This window comes from Phyllobacterium sp. SYP-B3895 (assembly GCF_009647635.1).
Taxonomy (GTDB): domain Bacteria; phylum Pseudomonadota; class Alphaproteobacteria; order Rhizobiales; family Rhizobiaceae; genus Phyllobacterium; species Phyllobacterium pellucidum.
Window position 1 is genome coordinate 797,855 of sequence record NZ_WJIG01000001.1, and the last position, 20,124, is coordinate 817,978.

Genomic DNA, 20,124 nt, shown 5'->3' on the forward strand with positions numbered 1-20,124 from the left:
CGCTCAAGCTTCTTCGCCGAATTTGTCGGCGATCAGCGAACCGAGCGCTTGCATCACCTCGCGCGCCTGCACGCCGGAGGCGCTGACTTTTATGCAGCAACCGGGCGAAGCGGCCAGCATCATCAGGCCCATGATGGATGTTCCGCCGACTGTCATGCCATCTTTCTCGACGCGGACATGCGCATCAAAACCATCGACAAGTTGAACGAACTTGGCGGAAGCGCGCGCGTGCAAGCCGCGGCGATTGATGATTTCGAATGACTCCACAAGCGCGTTGTCCGGGTTGAACGTACCGGTCGTTTCTGCAGTCAGGCGCATTCATGACCTCTATTTGGCTGTCAGCACCTGGCTGGCCACGTTAATATATTTTCGACCGGCGTCCTGGCCTTCGCGCAACGACGCCGCCATGTCATTAGTCAGGCGAACGCTGGAGAGCTTGATGAGCATCGGCAGGTTCACGCCCGCAATCACTTCGATCTTGCCCGATTCCATCACGGATATGGCGAGATTGGAAGGCGTCCCGCCAAACATGTCCGTCAGGATAATAACACCCGAACCATTGTCGGCGCGGGCAACTGCATCTACGATATCCCGGCGACGCTGTTCCATATCATCATCCGCACCGATCGATACGGTTTCCAAATATTCCTGCTGGCCGACCACATGCTCAACAGCATGATGAAATTCTTCGGCCAGTCTTCCGTGCGTCACAAGCACGAGTCCGATCATTCTGAAACTGCTCCTGTCGCGCCGCGCCCTTCAGCTTGGGCTTTTTTCCGCGCATTGAATGCCCCGTTTGGCAGGTGTCGCATTCTGGCAGGACGAATCGCGAAGGCAAGTGGAAAAATGGCGCCACCAAGACGCATAGTCATTTTATCGCAGTGCAAAAGGGCAACCATTTGGATTAGCTCGTTAATTTTTTCCATTGGGGCTCGAAAAGCCTCGCCTCGACGGCCCTGCAAGCGGATTCCACCTCGCCTTCCGGTAGGCGGAGACGCTGAATTGCGACGCCCTGAAGTTGTGTCGTCTCCTCACCAGCAAATCGAACCGCCTCTGCTTTATCGACGAGTTCGACAACAAGATGAATGACGGCAGTGCCTTCATGATCGACCGCGTGAAGCCCCGAGCCGCGCACTTCCATACCGCCTCGCAGCGACGCTGGTGCCGAACAGACGAGACGTCCCGAAGACGGGTGCAATTGACATTGGTCATCACTGACAAGCGCTGCGAACATGCCCCTTGTGTTGGTACGCTCCATGAGTGCCCGCGCTATTGATGATTTCCCGGCACCGGACGGCCCGATGATCAGGACGCCGCGGTCGGCGACGATGAGCGCCGTTGCATGGATCAGTTCTCCCGGCATGCTCGCCATCAAGCCTCAACTGGTAGAATGGCGGTAAAGCGGGCGCCGAGATAATTCTCCGGATCCTTGGGATCGGGAATGTTTTCGGCATTGAGGGTGCCGCCATGCGCCTCGATGATCTGGCGGCTGATCGAAAGCCCGAGACCGGAATTCTGGCCAAAGGCCTCCCCGGCAGGCCGGTCGGTGTAGAAGCGCTCAAAAATGCGATCGATCTGCTCCACGCGGATGCCAGGGCCATTGTCCTCTACAAGAATGCGGATGCGATCACCCATATGCTGCAGCGAAACGGTAATGACGCCCCCTTCGATCGGGACGAAGGAGCGCGCATTCTCGATGAGGTTGGAGACGACCTGGCCAAGACGAAGATCGTGGCCGACGACATAGAAGCCCTTGCGGTTGTTTGGAAGCTTGCCGACGACCAGCTCGATGCGCGTGTCCTTCTTGTTGCGGCGGACTTCGCGGGCCGCTGTCACGAGGTTGCCGAGAAGCATCTTGAGGTCGACATGCTCGGAATCTTCGCGGGCCAGTTCAGCGTCGAGACGGGAGGCGTCGGATATATCGGTGATGAGGCGGTCAAGGCGCTTCACATCGTGCTGGATGACATCCATCAGGCGTTTGCGCGACTCGTCGTTCTTGGCGAGCGGCAAGGTTTCGACGGCGCTGCGCAGCGAAGTAAGCGGGTTCTTCAGTTCATGACTGACATCGGCCGCAAAGCTTTCTATCGACTCGATACGAGCATAGAGCGCGTTGGTCATGTCGCGAATGGACGTCGATAGATGACCGATCTCATCCTGGCGTTCGGAAAAATCCGGTATCTCCTCGCGGTTCTTCACGCCATGGCGCACGCGATCGGCCGCGGCGGCGAGACGGCGCAACGGATTGGCGATGGTGGATGCCAGGAACAGGGAAAGGATCGCCATGACCAGTGCCGCAACTGTGAAGACGCGGATGATCGCGTAACGTTCGCCCTGGACGATCTTGTCGATGTCGCCGCCTTCGGTGGAAAGCAGCAGAACACCGAGAACAGCGCGGAAACGCTGGATGGGAACGGCGACGGAAACGATCTGCTCGCCCTTCTCGGTCATACGCACGACGGTTGCCGGCGAACCGGTCAGCGCCTTGACGATTTCCGGATAGGACGAACCATTGCCGCCCGGCTGCTCCTGGTAGATCGGCAGGTCGCTACGGCGCAGGAGCCTCGTCATGCGATTGGTCAGACGCTCGAAGAAACTCGGCTCTTCGCCGTCGATGGGGGGCAATTCATAACGCAGCACCTGTCCACGCGAATAAAGGTGGCGGGAATCTAGAAGCAGGTTCGAGTCGCGGTCGTAGATGCGGGCGCGCGTGCGCGTCGGCGAGATGAGGCGCCTGAGGACCGGCGCAACGCGTTCCGGATTGATGGGGAAATCGAGATTGTCGAGAACGTCCGGCGATGGCGTTATGCTTTGGCCGGCCTGGAGTTCAAGCAACTTTTCAGGATCGATGGCGATCGAATTGGTATCGACGGTCGCTGATGAGGCAATGGCGCCTGCAATGATCTCGCCCTGCGTCATCAGGCTTTCGACGCGGGCATCGATCAAACCGTCTCGAAACTGATTGAGATACATGATGCCGGACAAGAGAACGGCGAGGCCGGCAAGATTGAGGAAGAGGATGCGTCGCGTGAGGCTCGAGAAAAGATAGTTGCCGAAGACGCGATTAAGCGGCTTGAAGAAGCGACGCAGAGCAAGCGAGCGCTTCCGGCGCATGACGGCGCTCTTGCGCGTAATATTGCCGCTTTGCAGCCCGGCTACCATTTATTCCTCAAAGAACCTTGATCGCGGCGTCTCATGGCATTCATAGCGCCACGAGACAACCTTGTTTTACAGCGGATCACACGCCTGTGAAAGCAAAGGGCCCGCTCAAGCCCATCCATCAATTAACCTATACCGCGGCTATTCTATCAGGTTTCGCGAAAACGGTAGCCCACGCCGTAAAGTGTTTCGATCATGTCGAAATCGTCGTCGACTACCTTGAACTTCTTGCGCAGGCGCTTGATGTGGCTGTCGATGGTGCGATCGTCGACATAGACCTGCTCGTCATAGGCGGCATCCATGAGCGCATCGCGGCTCTTGACCACGCCGGGGCGCTGCGCCAGCGAATGCAGGATCAGGAACTCGGTGACCGTCAGCGTCACCGGTTCGCCCATCCATGTGCAGGTGTGGCGTTCCTGGTCCATGACCAACTGGCCGCGTTCGAGCGATTTCGCCTGCGGGCTTCCCGGCTTAACGGTGCCATCACGCGCGGCGACACGGCGCAGCACGGCTTTGACCCGCTCGACGAGCAGGCGTTGCGAGAACGGTTTGGTGATAAAGTCGTCCGCACCCATCTTGAGGCCGAACAACTCATCGATCTCGTCATCCTTGGAGGTGAGGAAGATGACCGGCAGGTCGGACTTCTGACGCAGGCGGCGCAGCAACTCCATCCCGTCCATGCGGGGCATCTTGATGTCGAAAATGGCAAGGTTAGGCGGGCGCGCCATCAGGCCGTCGAGCGCGGAGGCGCCATCCGTATAGGTTTCGACGCGATAGCCTTCCGATTCGAGCGCAATCGAAACGGACGTCAGAATGTTGCGGTCGTCATCGACGAGCGCTATTGTTTGCATTGCGGGGACTTCCCTCATGCGCTGCCTTCCTTATGCCATTGGTCTGCACAGCTTGTGCAGTACAAATTAGGTACAAAATGTGGCACAGATCCGCGGCGGTGTCACCCGGACCAGTCCACGTCTGTCTTACGTAAAGGGAAGAGCACGGAAATTTCCCCTTACTTAAACCGATTTAAAAATATTTAAATTCTTTAAATCGATTAAATATTTGAAACTATTCAATTTTTCTGCTTTTGACGAGACGTAGCCGCGTTCTTGTACGATGATGCAAGACTGCGGCGAATGCATCTATTGACCCTAACAACGGCGGACACATGACTAGAGAAACCGGTATCCACAACGCGTCTATCGCGCTCGGCAACTCAGGCTTGAAGGAACTTTCGGCGGTTTATTACAACCTCGAAGCAGCTGAACTTTATGAAGAAGTCGTACGCCGCGGCGAAGCACAGCTCACCGCCCAGGGTGCGTTGGTCGCCCGGACCGGTCAGCACACGGGACGCTCGCCGAAGGACAAGTTCGTCGTGCGCGACGGTTCCACCGAAGCACATGTCTGGTGGGACAACAACGCCCCGATTTCACCGGAAAAATTCGAATTGCTCTATGCCGACTTCATGGAGCAGGCGAAAGGCAAGGAACTTTTCGTTCAGGATCTCGTCGGCGGCGCCGATGACGACTACAAGCTCAACACCCGCGTCATCACCGAGTTTGCCTGGCATTCCCTGTTCATCCGCAATCTGCTGATCCGTCCCGAGCGCGACAAGCTCGCGAGCTTCGTGCCGCAAATGACGATCATCGACCTGCCGTCGTTCCGTGCCGATCCAGCGCGCCATGGCACGCGGACGGAAACGGTCATCGCTGTCGATCTCAATCGTCTCATCGTTCTTATCGGCGGTTCGGCCTATGCGGGGGAGATGAAGAAATCTGTCTTCACGGCATTGAACTATATCCTCCCCGCCAAAGGGGTGATGCCGATGCACTGTTCGGCCAATGAGGGTCCTGATGGCGATACCGCCGTGTTCTTCGGGCTCTCCGGCACCGGGAAGACCACGCTGTCGGCTGATCCCTCGCGCACGCTGATCGGCGACGACGAACATGGCTGGGGCGAGCACGGCGTCTTCAATTTCGAAGGTGGCTGCTATGCCAAGACGATCCGTCTGTCCGCCGAAGCGGAGCCCGAGATCTACGCGACGACGCAGCGCTTCGGCACTGTTCTCGAAAACGTCGTTCTCGACGCAAGCCGGCAGCCAGACTTTAATGACGGTTCGCTGACGGAGAACACACGCTGCGCCTATCCGCTCGACTTCATTCCGAATGCATCGAAGACAGGCAAGGCGAGCCACCCGAAGAATATCATCATGCTGACCGCCGATGCGTTCGGCGTCATGCCTCCCATCGCAAAACTCACGCCGGCGCAGGCGATGTACCACTTCCTCTCCGGCTATACCGCCAAAGTCGCGGGCACAGAGCGTGGAGTTACCGAGCCGGAGGCAACCTTCTCCACCTGCTTCGGCGCGCCGTTCATGCCGCGCCATCCTTCGGAATACGGCAACCTCCTGCGCGAACTCATTGCCGAGCACGGCGTCGACTGTTGGCTGGTCAATACCGGCTGGACTGGCGGCGCCTACGGCACGGGCAAACGCATGCCGATCAAGGCCACGCGGGCGCTTCTCTCAGCAGCGCTCGATGGTTCCTTGAAGAACGTCGAGTTCCGCACGGATCCGAACTTTGGCTTCGACGTGCCGGTTTCCGTGCCCGGCGTCGATCAGTCGATCCTCGATCCGCGCTCGACCTGGGCTGACAAGGCAGCATATGATGCTCAGGCGATGAAACTTGTCGATATGTTCGTTCGCAACTTTGGCAAGTTCGAAAGCCACGTGGATAGCGATATCAGGGCTGCCGCGCCGCATATGCCGGTCGCCGCAGAATAGGCCAGACAATTCGTAAGAGCCCCGCCCACCGCGGGGCTCTTCGCATTTTATGCACCTTTGCGCGAATCAAAGATTGGGTTACCAATCTGGCATGGAAGAGAGCCGCACCCGGATCAAAATCACCAACCGGATCTGGATCGATGAAAGCGATCTGGAAGAGAGCTTCATTCGCTCGGCTGGACCAGGCGGCCAGAATGTCAACAAAGTTTCGACCGCGGTGCAGCTGCGCTTTCTTGCGGCGAATGCGGGCCTGCCCGACGAAGTCTTCGCACGGCTCCTCAAGCTCGCCGGTCAGCGCGCGACGAAGGACGGCGATATCCTCATTGAGGCGAGCCGCTTCCGCATGCAGGAGCGCAATCGGGAAGATGCGCGCGAGCGGATGGTCGCGCTGATCGCCAAGGCGGCCGAGCCACCGCCACCGCCGCGCAAGAAGACGAGGCCCACGAAAGGTTCGATCGAGCGTCGCCTCAAGGCGAAATCCGGCCGTTCCGACGTAAAGAAGATGCGTGGCAGGGTATCAGGCGACTAGAGTCTCGGTCGCCAATACCTGACGCTATAATCTGCTCGGGTGATTTTCTAGCCTTTTCAAGTCCTTCACGGAATGCCACAACTGCATATGTCGGTTTGAACAATTATCAGGAGCCAGTTATGGGACTGTTTGATTTCGTTAAATCCGTAGGCAAGAAGATCGGCATCGGCGACGACGAGCCAAAGGCCGAAGACCTGAAGAAGGAGCTCGACTCCCACGAGCTCGGTACCGAAAATGTCGAGGTCGTGGTTCAGGGCGACAAGGCCGTTCTCAAGGGCAACGTGACCAACCAGGAAATTCTCGAAAAGGCGATTATCGCCGTCGGCAATTCCCTTGGCATCTCCAAGGTCGAAACCGACGAGCTCAAGATCGACAATGCGCCGACGGGATCGATTGAAAAGGCCCCGGTGTTCTATACGGTCAAGAAGGGCGACAACCTCTGGAAGATCGCCGAAGCCCAGTACGGCAAGGGCAAGGGCGCCAAAAATACGCTTATTTTCGACGCCAACAAGCCGATGCTCACCCACCCGGACAAGATTTATCCCGGCCAGGTGCTGCGCATTCCAGAACTCAAATAGCACCTTTCATCAGGCACGGCCCGGTACTACCGGGCCGGCAAGCTTTGCATCCAAGACGATGATCCTGCTGGCTCCTGGAATTCGCTATTATCCCGACTATTTTGACCAGGCGGCGCAGGCCGCATTGGTTGAGGATATCAGGGCGGTGGTTGCACAGGCACCGCTTTATGTTCCGGCAATGCCAAAAACCGGCAAGGAGATGAGCGTGCGCATGACCAATTGCGGCGCGCTCGGCTGGGTGACGGACAAGGAGGGCGGCTACCGCTACCAGCCTGTGCATCCAATCACCGGGGAACCCTGGCCACCCATTCCCGAGCGCCTGCAACAGCTCTGGCATCATATCTCGGAATTCCCGATGCCGCCCGAAGCCTGTTTGGTGAATTTCTATTCGGACACCGCCAAGATGGGACAGCACCAGGATCGCGACGAGCAAAATCTTAACGCGCCCGTCGTTTCGGTTTCGCTTGGCGATGCCTGCCAGTTCCGCTTCGGCGGCACAAAACGAACAGATAAGACGCAGTCGCTGCGTTTATCGAGCGGCGATGTCATTGTGCTCGGCGGCGAGGGACGCCTCGCCTATCATGGCGTCGACAGGATCTATCCCGGAACATCGATGCTGCTCAAAGGCACGGGTCGCATCAACCTCACGCTTCGCCGGGTTACAGCTTCCTGAGCGCAACTTCCTCGATCAAGTGATTGTCGCCCTTGCGCAGGATAAGATCGGCGCGAGGTCGAGTGGGCAGTATGTTCTCACGCAGATTCTTGAGGTTGATATTGGCCCAGAGGCTTTCGCCGATGGCGCGCGCCGCGTCTTCGGAGATTGTCGAATAACGATGGAAGAACGACGTAGGATCGCGGAATGCGGTCTCACGCAGCCGCATGAAGCGGCTGATGTACCATTTGTGGATCTGCTCTTCATCGGCATCGATATAGATCGAGAAATCGAAGAAATCGGAGACGAACGGCACCATCTTGCCATCCTCCGGCAGGTCGCGAACCTGCAGAACGTTGATGCCTTCAAAAATCAGGATGTCGGGTGCATCGACGGTCTGAAATTGCCCGGGCAGGACGTCGTAGGTCAAATGCGAATAGAGCGGCGCGTTGACGTTGCGCTGGCCGGCCTTGATCGACGAGAGAAAGCGCAGGACCATGCCGACATCGTAGCTTTCGGGAAAACCCTTGCGTTCCATCAGGCCTTTGGCGCGAAGCACTTCGTTTGGATAGAGAAACCCGTCGGTGGTGACGAGATCGACTTTCGGGCTCGACGGCCAACGCGCCAGCAATTCCTTCAACACGCGTGCCGTCGTGGATTTGCCAACCGCGACCGATCCCGCAATGCCGATGATAAAGGGTGTCTTGAAGGATTCGCTGGTGTTGAGAAACCGGCGGCGCTGGTAAAACAGAAGCTGGCTCGCCTCGACATGGGCCGACAGCAAGCGCGAAAGCGACAGGTAGATGCGCGTAACTTCATCGAGATCGATCGGGTCGTTCAGCGAACGCAACCGTTTGATCTCGTCGTAGGTCAGCGTCATGGGTGTATCGGCACGAAACTCCGCCCATCGCTCCGCACTGTAGAAGCGGTAAGGCGAAAACTCGCTGGGTGCCAATTGGTCCATGACTTCCCCTTCCCTCTGCCGTTCGCTCGTCGAAGACCGGAACACGATCAACCCTGCCCGCGCGCGGCTTTTTCCTCAAGCCCGGTTTGCGCCGTCCGCCGTTCGAGTTCGGCAAGCACGTCTTCAAGCTTGATGCCCGAGATTCCAAGAACAACGACAAGATGATAGAGCAAATCAGCACTCTCCGAAACAATCCCCTTGGCATCGCCGGAGACAGCCGCGATCACGGTTTCTACCGCCTCTTCACCAAGCTTCTGGCTGGCCTTGCCTATGCCCTTGGCGTAGAGGCTTGCCGTATAGGATCCGGCATCGGCGGAGGCGGCACGCTCTGCGACGATGCGTTCGAGGTCACTAAGGGTAAATGAACTCATGGGTTGTCTCCAACTCAGCGGATGGGATCAAGGCGCATCGGAATACCCGCTGCCGCCATGTGGGCCTTGGCTTCGCCAATCGAATACGTGCCGAAGTGGAAAATGGATGCGGCAAGAACGGCGGAGGCATGACCTTCGCGTATGCCTTCGACCATATGGTCGAGATTGCCGACCCCTCCCGATGCGATGACGGGAACCTTGACCGCATCGGCAATGGCGCGCGTTACGGGAATGTCGTAGCCGATCTTCGAGCCATCACGATCCATCGAGGTCAACAAAATTTCGCCGGCGCCGAGATCGACGACCCTGCGGGCAAAGTCCACTGCATCAATGCCTGTGGCTTTCCTGCCGCCGTGGGTGAAGATTTCCCAGCGGTCCGCCTCGCCTTCGCCTGATACTTTCTTTGCGTCGATGGCAACGACGATGCATTGATTGCCGAACTTATCAGCCGCCTCGGCAATGAATTCGGGATTCTTGACAGCAGCTGTGTTGATCGAAACCTTGTCGGCCCCTGCAAGCAGCAGCTTGCGAATGTCGGCAACGGTACGCACGCCGCCGCCCACCGTCAGCGGCATGAAGCACTGCTCGGCCGTGCGAGCCACCACATCGAAAATCGTCTCACGATTGTCCGAGGAGGCGGTGATATCGAGAAAGCAAAGCTCATCGGCTCCCGCCGCGTCATAGGCCTTGGCTGCCTCCACCGGATCACCGGCGTCGATCAGATCGACAAAATTGACGCCCTTGACCACGCGTCCGTCCTTGACGTCGAGGCAGGGAATAACCCGGGCTTTAAGGGTCATGCGGCGCGCTCCCTTGCTTGCCGAAGCACCGTCAGCGCTTCCTCCGGATCGATGCGGCCGTCATAAAGTGCGCGCCCGGAAATCGCGCCTTCGAGCCGTGCGGCATCGGGCATGGTCATGCGCAAGATATCGGCGATCGAGGCAAGGCCGCCCGAAGCGATGACTGGTATGGACACTGCTTCGGCCAGTTGCAGCGTCGATTCCCAATTGATGCCGGCCAGGACGCCGTCGCGATCGATATCCGTGTAGATGATCGCGGCAACGCCCGCACCCTCGAACTTCTGCGCAAGCTCAATCACGCCAAGCGTCGATGCTTCCGCCCAACCTTCGACCGCAACCTTGCCACCCTTGGCATCGATGCCAACGGCAATCTTGCCGGGAAACGCCTTGCAGGCTTCGATAACCAGTGCGGGATCGCGAACGGCGACAGTGCCGAGAATGACCCGCGCGAGGCCCTTTGCCAGCCACGCCTCGATGTGCGCGATCGTGCGGATGCCGCCGCCGAGTTGGACAGGATTTTTGGTCGCCTTTAGGATGGCTTCGACCGCCGCGCCGTTGACGGATTGGCCAGCAAAGGCGCCGTTGAGGTCAACCACGTGCAACCCCTCGAAGCCCTGGTCCTCGAATTCCTTCGCCTGCGCCGCCGGGTCAGTATTGTAAACGGTCGCCTGCTCCATATCGCCGAGCCTCAAGCGCACGCATTGCCCGTCTTTGAGATCGATTGCCGGAAACAGGATCACGGGTTCCACCTCAGAAAATTGGCGATGAGAGCCAGGCCGAGCGCCTGGCTCTTTTCCGGATGAAACTGCGTCCCCGCCATATTGTCGTTGGCAACAGCAGCCGTCACGGCGCCGCCGTAGTCGGTAACGGCGATCACGTCGTTTTCAAGCTCCGCATCGAGAAAATAGGAATGAACGAAATAGGCGTGAAGGCCCTCCGGCCCCGTCCTGATTCCGTCGAAGAGCGGGTGCGGCCGCGTCAGGCGAATGGTGTTCCAACCAATTTGCGGGATTTTCAGCGCCGGATCGGAAGGGACCATTTCGCGGACATCACCCTTGATCCAGTCGAAACCGACGGAGATCGTCTTCTCGAGCCCGCGCGACGACATGAGCTGCATGCCGACGCAAATGCCAAGGAATGGCCGCGCCTTCTCCATCACCACTTCATGGATCGCCTCGACCATTCCGGGAACGGAACCAAGACCTTTGAGACAATCGGCATAGGCGCCTACGCCCGGCAGGACGATGCGGTCGGCACTCAGCACCCGATCAGCATCCGCTGTGAGTTCGATCTCCGCAACTATTCCGGCTTCGCGCGATGCCCGCTCGAATGCCTTGGTGGCGGAGCGGAGATTGCCGGAGCCATAGTCGATGATGGCAACGCGCATGCTCAATTCTCTCCGCGATGACTGACGAGCCCGACCATTCCGCCGAGCGGTGCCGGACGTGGCATCGCCGCGAAACTCGGCGTGTCGGAGGTCGGGACGGGATTTTTAGCCGGGAGCACCGGACGGAAACGCTCTGTTCCGAGAAACCAGATCGTTTCGGCATCGCTTGCGTTATGCGCATCGACGACCCCGGCAAGTTCGAAGCCGCGGCGCTCAAGAGCGGCCGCGCGCCAATGGTTCGCCTCCAGCCCAACAAGCAGCGAAACCAGAAGTCCAATCAGCCCGGCGGCGCCATCGTGGCCCGTATAGCTGCCGACCGCGGAAATCGCGACACCGGCCGCAAGCACCATGGCCGCCTCGAACCACAATTTGTGAAAGAGCAGCCAGACAAAAGGCAGGATGAGCGCGAGAAACGCAAAGCCGTCGCGGATGAAGACGGTCTTGTCCTCATTGCGCCCGCCATTGTCAGGTCGCGGTGTCAATACCAGGAAGCTCGCCATCACCCAAACCTCCGCTAGCCGTTGAGCGTACCCTTGGTGGAAGGGATCGCGTCCTTCTGCCTGGGATCGGTCTCGATCGCGTTACGTAACGTTCGTGCCACCGCCTTGAAACAGGTTTCGGCGATATGATGGTTGTTGGCGCCGTAAAGGTTCGTTACGTGCAAAGTGATGCCGGCATTCTGCGACAGGGCCTGGAAGAACTCGCGAACAAGCTCCGTATCGAATGTGCCGATTTTCGGTGCCGAGAACTCGACTTGCCACACGAGGAACGGTCTGCCCGAAACGTCAAGCGCCGCTCTGGTCAGCGTCTCATCCATTGCAAGGTCGAGCGAGGCATAACGATTGATCCCGCGCCGGTCGCCGAGAGCCTTGGCGATCGCCTGGCCGATGGCAATGCCCGTATCCTCCACGGTGTGGTGGTCGTCGATGTGAAGATCGCCATTCGCCTTGATGTCCATGTCGATCAGAGAATGGCGCGAGAGCTGTTCCAGCATGTGATCAAAGAAACCGACGCCCGTTGCCACGTTGAACGTGCCGGTACCGTCCAGATTAACCGATACGGCAATCGAGGTTTCCTTGGTGGTCCGCTCGATCTTTGCCGTGCGTTTGTTAGGGCTGCTCATCTACTGTTTTCCCGCCACATGGATCCGCAAGCTGGCTTTCAATTGTGGCCTTCTAGAACATGGGCGGCGAATCTCCAAATGCTTTGATGGCGCAGATTCCGGCAGCATTTGCATTTCGGCGGCCGCGTCATACATAAGTGGCACAGAAGGGGTTCGATCTGCTGCCAATTGGAGCATAATCGGACCTGCTTGAAGGAGAACCCAATGCAAGAACACAATCCCTCCACCATGTATGGCACGACCATCGTTACGGTTCGCAAGAACGGCAAGGTCGTCATTGCCGGTGACGGACAGGTCAGCCTCGGCAACACGGTTATGAAGGGCAATGCACGCAAGGTGCGCCGCATCGGCAAGGGCAATGTCATTGCCGGATTTGCTGGTGCCACTGCAGACGCCTTTACCCTGCTCGAACGGCTTGAAAGCAAGCTTGAACAATATCCCGACCAGCTGATGCGCGCCTGCGTCGAGCTCGCCAAGGACTGGCGAACCGACCGCTATCTGCGCCGCCTTGAGGCGATGATGCTTGTCGCCGACAAATCGGTTACGCTCGCTCTCACAGGAACAGGCGATGTGCTGGAGCCGGAATTCGGTGTTATGGCCATCGGTTCAGGTGGCAATTACGCCCTCGCAGCAGCGCGTGCGCTTGCCGACACCGACCTTGGCGCCGAGGAAATTGCCCGCAAGGCCATGCAGATCGCCGCTGATATATGCGTTTTTACCAATACGAGCGTTACCCTCGAGAGTCTCGATGCCGAATGAGCCACACTATCACTACCGTTTCATTCCGGTTGAGCCGCGCCACCTCAACATGATCATGGAGTGGCTGGCCGAACCGCATGTGGCGAAGTGGTGGGGCAAAAGCCCCGATGAAGAGATGGCCTTGATCATGGAAAGCATGGACAGCGTTTCGGTGGAACCCTTCATCATCATGCTTGGCGACGAAGCGATCGGCTATCTGCAGACCTATGATCCGCATCTGGAGGACGATCATCCCTACCAGGATCAGCCGACGGGAACGCTCGGTCTCGACCAGTTCATCGGCGAGCCCGACCTGATCGGGCAGGGCCACGGGCCGAGGCTCCTCGACGAATTCGTATCGCTTCTTTTCGAAGAGGGCGTGCCCCGGGTAATCGTCGATCCCGATCCGGCCAACGCCCACGCGGTCAAAGCTTACAAGAAAGCAGGCTTTATCGCTTTCGACACCCGCACAACCATCTATGGTCCCGCCCTCATGATGGCGCGCGACAATCCTGAACTTTCTTCAGATGAAACGAGAATACAATGACAACATTTTCTCCCCGTGAAATCGTCTCTGAGCTCGATCGCTACATCATCGGCCAGAAGGACGCGAAACGCGCCGTTGCCATCGCCCTGCGCAACCGCTGGCGCCGCCAGCAGCTCGAGGGCCAGATGCGCGAAGAAGTCATGCCCAAGAACATCCTGATGATCGGACCGACCGGCGTCGGCAAAACCGAAATCTCGCGCCGACTTGCCAAGCTCGCCGGCGCACCGTTCATCAAGGTGGAGGCCACGAAATTCACCGAAGTCGGCTATGTCGGCCGCGACGTCGAACAGATCATCCGTGATCTCGTCGAGGTCGCAATCGGCCTTGTGCGTGAGAAGAAGCGCGAAGAAGTGAAGGCTCGCGCTCACGTCAACGCCGAAGAGCGTGTCCTTGACGCCCTTGTTGGCAAGACGGCCAGCCCGGCAACGCGCGACTCCTTCCGCAAGAAACTTCGCGACGGCCTGATCGATGACAAGGAAATCGAGGTCGAGGTCGCCGAAACCGGCTCAGGCATGCCGAATTTTGAATTGCCTGGAATGCCCGGCGCCAATATCGGCGTGCTCAATCTCAGCGACATGCTCGGCAAGGCCATGGGCGGTCGCACCAAGACAGTGAAGACCACGGTCAAGGATTCCTACGGCGTTCTGATCAATGACGAGTCGGACAAACTGCTCGACCAGGAACAGATCACCAAGGAAGCCATGCGCTCGGCTGAGGATGACGGCATCGTCTTCCTCGACGAGATCGACAAGATCGCCGCGCGCGACGGCGGCGTCGGGGCGGGCGTTTCCCGCGAAGGGGTGCAGCGCGATCTGCTGCCGCTCGTCGAGGGCACGACTGTTGCGACCAAATATGGACCGATCAAGACCGACCACATCCTGTTCATCGCCTCGGGCGCTTTTCATGTCGCAAAGCCCTCGGACCTCTTGCCGGAATTGCAGGGACGTCTGCCGATTCGGGTCGAGCTGAGCGCGCTTTCGCGCGATGACATGCGCCAAATCCTGACCGAGCCGGAGGCCAGCCTCCTGAAGCAGTATATCGCATTGATGGAAACGGAAGGCGTGACGCTCAACATTACGGACGATGCCATCGACGCGCTCGCCGATATCGCGGTGGACCTCAATTCTACCGTGGAGAACATCGGGGCGCGGCGGCTGCAGACCGTCATGGAGCGGGTACTTGACGAGATTTCGTTCTCGGCTCCAGACAAAGCCGGGACCGAACACACGATCGACGCCAAATATGTCCGCGAGACCGTCGGCGACCTTGCTAAGAATAGCGATCTTTCGCGCTTCATTCTCTAGTTTCCCGGAAGTGCGACAGCTGCGCATTTTGCAATGCGAATCAATGCCTCCCTGCCAGAAGGGGAGGCATTTTTCTTTGGGGCAAGCGCTGACGATGAGGTTTTTCTGGCTTTCGCGCGAGCAAGAGGCTATTTGGAACGCCCGACGGAATTCTGGACCGCTATGAGAAACCACCTGATCTGCCTCACGACGAGCCTTGCGCTCGCGCTTTTTGCGGCCGTGCCGACGGCGACAGCCGTGACAGTCGTTCCGGAAGGAAATCGCAATGCGAGCCAGCCTGGCGTTCCGGCTGCATCGGCAAAGCGCACCCGTGATCTCAACACGACCTACGAAGCCAAGTACCAGAAGATCTACAATCTTCTGAAAACGGACTCCAAACTACGCTCGAAGATCGCCAGCGTTGCCCGGACCTATGGCATTGATCCGGTCCATATTGCCGGCGCATTGATCGGCGAGCATACCTATAATGTCGATGCCTATGACCGCCTGCAAACCTACTACGTCAAGGCGATATCCTACGTGCAGCAGGGCCTCGCATTCGACTATCAAGGCGAGACCATCGGGACTTTCGTCAAGCGCCCGCAATTTTCGGAATGCGCGCAATTCAAGGACAGCTTGCGTTTGTGGACCTGCCGGGAGGACGTTTGGGACCATGATTTTCGCGGCAAGACTGTTGGCGGCAAGCGCTTCCCCGACAACCGTTTCAGCACTGTGTTTTTCCAACCCTTCTATGCCGGCCAGAGTTTCGGCCTCGGGCAACTCAGCCCGTTGGTCGCACTGCAGATGACCGATATGGTCAATCGGTATTCGGGCCTGCCCAAGCTCGATGCCGACCATGCAGCCGAGGTCTACAAGACCATCATGGATCCCGATCTGACGTTGCCCTACATGGCGGCAACGCTGAAGCACTCCATAGAGGTCTATCGGCGCGTTGCCGATTTCGACATTTCCAAGAATCCCGGCGTCACCGCGACGCTGTACAATACAGGCGGTGCCGATGCACGCGCCCGCGCGCTGGCCGACGCTAACGCCGCGCGCATTGCCAATGGCCAGGCGCCGGAGTTTCCAGCTGAAAATTACTATGGCTGGCTGGTGAATGAGAAGATCGACCAGCTGCGGGCATTGTTCTAGGCCACAGGTTCAACGCTTCGGCACGGCTTTCAACCGCTCGATCAGTTCGCGGGCGGTCGCATCGTCCATGTCGGCAATGGTGATCGCCAGCAGGTTGGCAAGCTCTGTCGCTGCCGGCGAGAGACCGCCGGTATCGATGGTGACGCGCGGGTCCGAAATCATCGCGAGCCGCTGCAATTCCTCCGCCTCGTCCCAGATGATGTTTAAGTACTGGATGATGCGCTGCAGCTTGTCCCAGGTCGGTTGACCACGATTGCCGTGCTCGAGCGCCGAAAGGTAGGCAGCCGAGACGCCGATTGCCTTGGCCATTTCCTTTTGCGAGATTCCCCGCTCGCTCCGGAGATCGCGAAGTTTTTTCCCGAACGGTGTCATGGCGCATCGCTCAGGCGGCGCATGCGCACATAGATAGCGCCGCTGCCGCCATGGTTACGGGCCGCGTCCTCATAGCCATTGACCAGCGGGCGGAACGACGGCGTCGCAAACCATAGTGGCACAGCCTGCTTCAGCACGCCGTCGCTTCCGAATGAAGAACCCTTGCCGGTAATGACCAGCACGTAGCGCAGCTTGCGCAAATGCGCCCGTTGCAGAAATCCGAGCAGCAGCCCATATGCCTCGCTTTGCGTCAGGCCATGGAGATCGATCCTTGCCTCTATGTCGACGCGCCCGCGCGCGATCTTCTTGTGCGTCGGACGGTCGATCGGATGCAGACGATGCGGCGGCGGGGCTTTTGGAACAGCAGGACCGATAGCTATCGGCTTTGTATTCTCCGGCGCGGACGGATGGACCTTGGCTTCCTTCTCGGAATCGTCGCTGAGAAAGAGTGGCTTGGTCTTACCCTTCAACGGCCGTGCGGTCTTTGCCACCGTCTCCCAGAGGATCCGGTCTTCAAGCGTGGCGAATCCGTCCTGCGGCCGCTTCCTCATCGCGCCCCGGCCAGCAGCGAACGGGGCACCAGCGCATAAAAATCGGCACGGTTGCGGATGCCGCCGGCGATTTCGCCGGCCGCGCCGCCCGATCCGGCAAAAAGATCGCCCCGCGCCGGGCCGACAATTGCCGAGCCGGTGTCCTGCGCAATCATCAAACGGGCAAAGCCGTCGCCGCCAAACGCCTTCAAGTCCGGCGCATGGATATAAAACGGCGTGCCGAATGTATGCAGCAGGCGGTCAACGGCGAGCGACCGGCCGTTGGTCAACGGCACTTTGGCTGCGGCGACAGGTCCAAGCGTCTCATCTTCGACATCGGCTTCGCGGAAAAAGATGTAGGAACAGTTGTTCCACATAAGCGCCTGGGCCCTGTCCGGATGCGCCGCCAGCCAGGCGCGGATTGCCTGCATCGACATTTTTGCAGGCGGAACTTCTCCGCTTTCGAGAAGAATCCTGCCGATACCGGTAAACCTGTGCCCAGTTTTCGCAGCATAGGTGATCCGCCGGAGGCGGCCGTCGGTCATCTTGAGGCGAGCGGCGCCCTGGACGTGAATGAAGAAGGCGTCAACCGGGCTTTCGACAAAGGCGATCTCGAGACCCTGGCCGGAAAGCGCCCCCCTCTCGATTGCCGGTCGGTCGAAGTATTCGGTCAAGCCTTCGGGCGTTTTTCGCGCAAAGGCGAAATAGGGATCGAAACCTTGCGGTCGATTGCTGTCATCGACATCGACGAGATCGGCCGGGCGGCCGAGAAATGGGACAGTGAAACGATCGGTGCGGACGGGCGACGCCACTACCTCTGGCTCGTAGAAGCCCGTTACAAATCCATCCTCAGCATCCGCTGGCCGGACGAGGGCCGGTCTGAACCAACGCTCGAAGAACTGCCGCGCTGCCGCGTCGGTCTCCACCGATGTTTCACGTGAATCAGCAAAAATCGGCGCAAGCGCTTCAAAACTGATGCCAAGGGAGCCGCTCTTGTAGGGCTTTTCCAGTACATGCTGCGCGGAGCGCCGGAAGGCTTCGAAAGCGGGAAGGTGGTGATCGTCTTGCCAACCGGGGCAATCTGCAAAATCCACCGGCTTGAACAGGGGCGACAGCATGGCTTTATCTCAATCGCTGATTAGTCTTCCGCTTCGGTCGCCACGAGCTTCCAGTTCGGGTCCTTCGAACGCGTGTCACGGGCGAAAGTCCAGACATCCTTGACCTCGGCAACGGCTTCCTTGTCGCCGTCGATAACCGTACCGTTCTTGTCGAGCGTTGCGGAAATGAGTTCGCTGACGATGCGCACAGTGACGTGCGATTCCGTGCCCTTCATCTCGGCGCCGATAATATCAGCCTTGTTGATGCCAACGAAGGAAGACTGAACCTTTTCGCCGCGCGACTCGCGATCGGCTATGGCGGCGACGAAACCGTCGAACACTTCGCGCGACAGGAGCGACTTCAGCGTCTTGCGGTCGCCATCAGCAAAGGACATGACGATCATTTCATAGGCCATCTTCGACCCGTCGAGGAATTTTGCCGGCTCGAACGCCGGATCGGCATTCTGAATCGCCCGGAGCCCGTCATTGAGGGGCGTACCCGGCTTGGCAACAGCATCGACCTTTTCGAAGCTGCTTTCCTTCACTTCGCCGCGACGCGGCAGCGAAACCACATTATCGCTTGGCTTGGACTTGTCTTCGACCTCGGCCGTTCGAGTATAGGGATTGAACGGAGGGCGCTCGTTGCCGGTCCGCCGGCCAAGGACCTTGCGCAGCTGGAGGAAGATCACCACCGCCGCCACGAAGAAGAAAATTGTTCCAAAGTCCAGATATTCCATGTCGCCTGCCACTCATCCCAGCGTTCGTTAGGGTCTTCGATCTTCTGCCGAAATACCAAATTCATATAGATTGCCAATGGCAATCATACAAATGCTCATCTTGCTTGCCTATATAGGCATGAAATCGACGCGGGGAATGGATAATATCCCCATATGTCCTTTGAAAGGTAAATTAGTTTTGCGATCGCTTTTCGTTCCCCTGCTCCTGCTCGCCTTGCCGTTCCTGGAGATTGCCGGATTTGTCATCGTTGGCAGCAAGATCGGCGTCCTCGCGACGCTGGGCCTGGTGATACTGTCGATCTTTCTCGGCGTCTTCCTTCTGCGTGTCCAGGGCTTCGGTCTAATCCAGCGTATTCGGTCCGAGACGGCAGGCGGTCGCACGCCTGGGCGCGAACTCGTTCACGGTGTCATGTTGATCGTCGCGGCCTTCCTCCTGATCGTTCCCGGGTTCATTACCGATATCATTGGCCTGCTTCTGTTCATTCCGGCAGTGCGGGATGTCGGCTGGCGGCTGGTCAAGGACCGCATCGTCGTCGTCAAGCCCGGTATGCGGCGGTCGCCGCGTTCAGATGCCCCAAGTCCGAGGGACAGGGTGATCGACCTCAATCCGGAGGACTTTTCAAGGAAGCCGGACCCCGATTCGCCGTGGAACCCCAAACCTTGAGGCAGAGAGTTTGACGGCTCTGGGCTTAGGCTGCTGGAACTATAGGATTAGAGGTCGCGGCTTGCCTCGTTAAGGCACACATGCTAGCGAGCCACATCCAAATCGATAACCGCCGAAGCGGACGCAACAAAAGAAGGTTTCCAGACAATGGCTCAAAAGCCTGACGAAAATGCCGAAAACGGCAACGAAGTGACCAATGGGAATGGTACGGGCCAGCAGCAGACGCTGAACATTCTGGCTCAATATGTGAAGGACCTTTCGTTCGAGAGCCCCGGCGCTCCGCTTTCGCTGCGTCCGCGCGACAAGGCCCCCGGGATCAGCATCAACGTGAACGTCAATGCCAACCCGATTGCCGAGAATGACTTTGACGTCGTTCTGACACTTTCGGCCAAGGCCGGCGAAGGCAAGGAAGTCCTCTTCAATGCCGAACTCGTCTATGGCGGCGTCTTCCGTCTCGTTGGTTTTCCGCAGGAGCATTTGCTGCCGCTGCTCTTCATCGAATGCCCACGCCTTCTCTTCCCGTTTGCGCGCCAGATCATTGCGGAAGCCACCCGCAACGGCGGTTTCCCGCCACTGATGATCGATCCGATCGATTTCGCGCAGATGTTTCAGCAGCGCATGGCCGAGGAACAGGCCAAGGCCAAGGTCAGTTGAGCCGAATTCGT

Annotated in this window: 26 protein-coding genes; 10 read left to right on the forward strand and 16 right to left on the reverse strand. The window is 58.6% G+C overall.

Going from position 1 to position 20,124, the window contains the following annotated elements:
- Positions 1 to 3: 3 nt before the first annotated feature.
- The 5 genes from GF108_RS03760 to GF108_RS03780 all read right to left on the reverse strand — a co-directional run bounded on the left by GF108_RS03760 (position 4) and on the right by GF108_RS03780 (position 4,025).
- Positions 4 to 318, reverse strand: a complete 315-nt coding sequence (locus GF108_RS03760) for an HPr family phosphocarrier protein (protein ID WP_027230904.1) — start codon at positions 316 to 318, stop codon at positions 4 to 6.
- A 9-nt stretch (positions 319 to 327) separates the two neighbouring features.
- Positions 328 to 729, reverse strand: coding sequence for a PTS sugar transporter subunit IIA (locus GF108_RS03765; RefSeq protein WP_027230905.1), 402 nt, complete (start codon positions 727 to 729; stop codon positions 328 to 330).
- 175 nt (positions 730 to 904) lie between these two features.
- Positions 905 to 1,372, reverse strand: coding sequence for an HPr kinase/phosphorylase (locus tag GF108_RS03770; RefSeq protein WP_153666923.1), 468 nt, complete (start codon positions 1,370 to 1,372; stop codon positions 905 to 907).
- Positions 1,372 to 3,159 (reverse strand): sensor histidine kinase, encoded by a 1,788-nt coding sequence (locus GF108_RS03775; RefSeq protein ID WP_027230907.1) that lies wholly within the window; start codon positions 3,157 to 3,159, stop codon positions 1,372 to 1,374. The genes GF108_RS03770 and GF108_RS03775 overlap by 1 nt, the downstream gene beginning before the upstream one ends.
- Positions 3,160 to 3,305: 146 nt before the next feature.
- A complete protein-coding gene (locus tag GF108_RS03780; RefSeq protein ID WP_027230908.1) occupies positions 3,306 to 4,025 on the reverse strand; it encodes a response regulator transcription factor in 720 nt (239 codons plus the stop codon).
- 296 nt (positions 4,026 to 4,321) lie between these two features.
- On the opposite strand from GF108_RS03780, the gene GF108_RS03785 reads away from it, so the two are divergent.
- The 4 genes from GF108_RS03785 (at position 4,322) to GF108_RS03800 (ending at position 7,715) form a co-directional block, all read left to right on the forward strand.
- Entirely contained in the window at positions 4,322 to 5,935 is a 1,614-nt protein-coding gene (locus tag GF108_RS03785; RefSeq protein WP_153666924.1) for a phosphoenolpyruvate carboxykinase, read from the forward strand.
- A 91-nt stretch (positions 5,936 to 6,026) separates the two neighbouring features.
- Entirely contained in the window at positions 6,027 to 6,464 is a 438-nt protein-coding gene (arfB, locus tag GF108_RS03790) for an alternative ribosome rescue aminoacyl-tRNA hydrolase ArfB (RefSeq protein WP_153667328.1), read from the forward strand.
- Between the two features lie 119 nt (positions 6,465 to 6,583).
- A complete protein-coding gene (gene lysM / locus GF108_RS03795; RefSeq protein WP_153666925.1) occupies positions 6,584 to 7,042 on the forward strand; it encodes a peptidoglycan-binding protein LysM in 459 nt (152 codons plus the stop codon).
- A gap of 58 nt (positions 7,043 to 7,100) precedes the next feature.
- Complete coding sequence (locus GF108_RS03800; protein WP_153666926.1) at positions 7,101 to 7,715, forward strand: alpha-ketoglutarate-dependent dioxygenase AlkB; 615 nt, start codon at positions 7,101 to 7,103, stop codon at positions 7,713 to 7,715.
- Here the strand turns inward: GF108_RS03800 and coaA are convergent.
- The 7 genes from coaA to hisB are packed head-to-tail and all read right to left on the reverse strand — an operon-like array spanning position 7,702 to position 12,339.
- Positions 7,702 to 8,658, reverse strand: a complete 957-nt coding sequence (gene coaA / locus GF108_RS03805; protein ID WP_027230913.1) for a type I pantothenate kinase — start codon at positions 8,656 to 8,658, stop codon at positions 7,702 to 7,704. The genes GF108_RS03800 and coaA overlap by 14 nt on opposite strands.
- Before the next feature lie 47 nt (positions 8,659 to 8,705).
- Positions 8,706 to 9,029 carry a phosphoribosyl-ATP diphosphatase gene (locus tag GF108_RS03810; RefSeq protein ID WP_091920702.1) on the reverse strand — a complete coding sequence of 108 codons (324 nt, stop codon included), beginning with the start codon at positions 9,027 to 9,029 and terminating at the stop codon, positions 8,706 to 8,708.
- Between the two features lie 14 nt (positions 9,030 to 9,043).
- Positions 9,044 to 9,829: an imidazole glycerol phosphate synthase subunit HisF gene (gene hisF, locus GF108_RS03815; RefSeq protein WP_153666927.1), complete on the reverse strand. Its 786-nt coding sequence runs from the start codon at positions 9,827 to 9,829 to the stop codon at positions 9,044 to 9,046.
- Positions 9,826 to 10,569 (reverse strand): 1-(5-phosphoribosyl)-5-[(5-phosphoribosylamino)methylideneamino]imidazole-4-carboxamide isomerase, encoded by a 744-nt coding sequence (gene hisA, locus GF108_RS03820; RefSeq protein ID WP_370462069.1) that lies wholly within the window; start codon positions 10,567 to 10,569, stop codon positions 9,826 to 9,828. Before hisA ends, hisF begins: the two co-directional genes overlap by 4 nt.
- Positions 10,566 to 11,216 carry an imidazole glycerol phosphate synthase subunit HisH gene (hisH, locus tag GF108_RS03825; RefSeq protein WP_153666928.1) on the reverse strand — a complete coding sequence of 217 codons (651 nt, stop codon included), beginning with the start codon at positions 11,214 to 11,216 and terminating at the stop codon, positions 10,566 to 10,568. The genes hisA and hisH overlap by 4 nt, the downstream gene beginning before the upstream one ends.
- Positions 11,217 to 11,218: 2 nt before the next feature.
- Positions 11,219 to 11,716, reverse strand: coding sequence for a DUF2628 domain-containing protein (locus GF108_RS03830; protein WP_153666929.1), 498 nt, complete (start codon positions 11,714 to 11,716; stop codon positions 11,219 to 11,221).
- 14 nt (positions 11,717 to 11,730) lie between these two features.
- The gene (gene hisB, locus GF108_RS03835) at positions 11,731 to 12,339 is read right to left on the reverse strand and encodes an imidazoleglycerol-phosphate dehydratase HisB (RefSeq protein ID WP_027230919.1); all 609 of its coding nucleotides are present in this window, start codon (positions 12,337 to 12,339) and stop codon (positions 11,731 to 11,733) included.
- A 204-nt stretch (positions 12,340 to 12,543) separates the two neighbouring features.
- Here hisB and hslV point away from each other — a divergent pair, with 204 nt between their 5' ends.
- The 4 genes from hslV to GF108_RS03855 all read left to right on the forward strand — a co-directional run bounded on the left by hslV (position 12,544) and on the right by GF108_RS03855 (position 16,059).
- On the forward strand, positions 12,544 to 13,098 hold the full coding sequence (gene hslV / locus GF108_RS03840) for an ATP-dependent protease subunit HslV (RefSeq protein ID WP_027230920.1): 555 nt from the start codon (positions 12,544 to 12,546) through the stop codon (positions 13,096 to 13,098).
- Complete coding sequence (locus GF108_RS03845) at positions 13,088 to 13,624, forward strand: GNAT family N-acetyltransferase (protein ID WP_091947444.1); 537 nt, start codon at positions 13,088 to 13,090, stop codon at positions 13,622 to 13,624. The genes hslV and GF108_RS03845 overlap by 11 nt, the downstream gene beginning before the upstream one ends.
- On the forward strand, positions 13,621 to 14,928 hold the full coding sequence (gene hslU, locus GF108_RS03850; RefSeq protein ID WP_027230922.1) for an ATP-dependent protease ATPase subunit HslU: 1,308 nt from the start codon (positions 13,621 to 13,623) through the stop codon (positions 14,926 to 14,928). Before GF108_RS03845 ends, hslU begins: the two co-directional genes overlap by 4 nt.
- A 162-nt stretch (positions 14,929 to 15,090) precedes the next feature.
- A complete protein-coding gene (locus GF108_RS03855; protein ID WP_153666930.1) occupies positions 15,091 to 16,059 on the forward strand; it encodes a DUF1402 family protein in 969 nt (322 codons plus the stop codon).
- A gap of 9 nt (positions 16,060 to 16,068) precedes the next feature.
- Here the strand turns inward: GF108_RS03855 and GF108_RS03860 are convergent, their stop codons facing one another.
- From GF108_RS03860 to GF108_RS03875, 4 genes are read right to left on the reverse strand one after another with little or no spacing between them, the layout of a single operon-like run.
- Complete coding sequence (locus tag GF108_RS03860; RefSeq protein ID WP_153666931.1) at positions 16,069 to 16,431, reverse strand: helix-turn-helix domain-containing protein; 363 nt, start codon at positions 16,429 to 16,431, stop codon at positions 16,069 to 16,071.
- Positions 16,428 to 16,982: a Smr/MutS family protein gene (locus GF108_RS03865; RefSeq protein ID WP_153666932.1), complete on the reverse strand. Its 555-nt coding sequence runs from the start codon at positions 16,980 to 16,982 to the stop codon at positions 16,428 to 16,430. Before GF108_RS03865 ends, GF108_RS03860 begins: the two co-directional genes overlap by 4 nt.
- Positions 16,979 to 18,079, reverse strand: coding sequence for a murein transglycosylase A (locus GF108_RS03870; protein ID WP_153666933.1), 1,101 nt, complete (start codon positions 18,077 to 18,079; stop codon positions 16,979 to 16,981). Before GF108_RS03870 ends, GF108_RS03865 begins: the two co-directional genes overlap by 4 nt.
- A 20-nt stretch (positions 18,080 to 18,099) precedes the next feature.
- Positions 18,100 to 18,795 (reverse strand): Tim44/TimA family putative adaptor protein, encoded by a 696-nt coding sequence (locus tag GF108_RS03875; RefSeq protein ID WP_153666934.1) that lies wholly within the window; start codon positions 18,793 to 18,795, stop codon positions 18,100 to 18,102.
- Positions 18,796 to 18,973: 178 nt separating this feature from the next.
- Between GF108_RS03875 and GF108_RS03880 the strand changes: the two genes are divergently transcribed.
- Both GF108_RS03880 and secB read left to right on the forward strand, forming a co-directional pair.
- The gene (locus GF108_RS03880) at positions 18,974 to 19,459 is read left to right on the forward strand and encodes an FxsA family protein (RefSeq protein ID WP_246663831.1); all 486 of its coding nucleotides are present in this window, start codon (positions 18,974 to 18,976) and stop codon (positions 19,457 to 19,459) included.
- A 147-nt stretch (positions 19,460 to 19,606) separates the two neighbouring features.
- Complete coding sequence (gene secB / locus GF108_RS03885; RefSeq protein ID WP_153666935.1) at positions 19,607 to 20,113, forward strand: protein-export chaperone SecB; 507 nt, start codon at positions 19,607 to 19,609, stop codon at positions 20,111 to 20,113.
- The last annotated feature ends 11 nt before the right edge of the window (positions 20,114 to 20,124 follow it).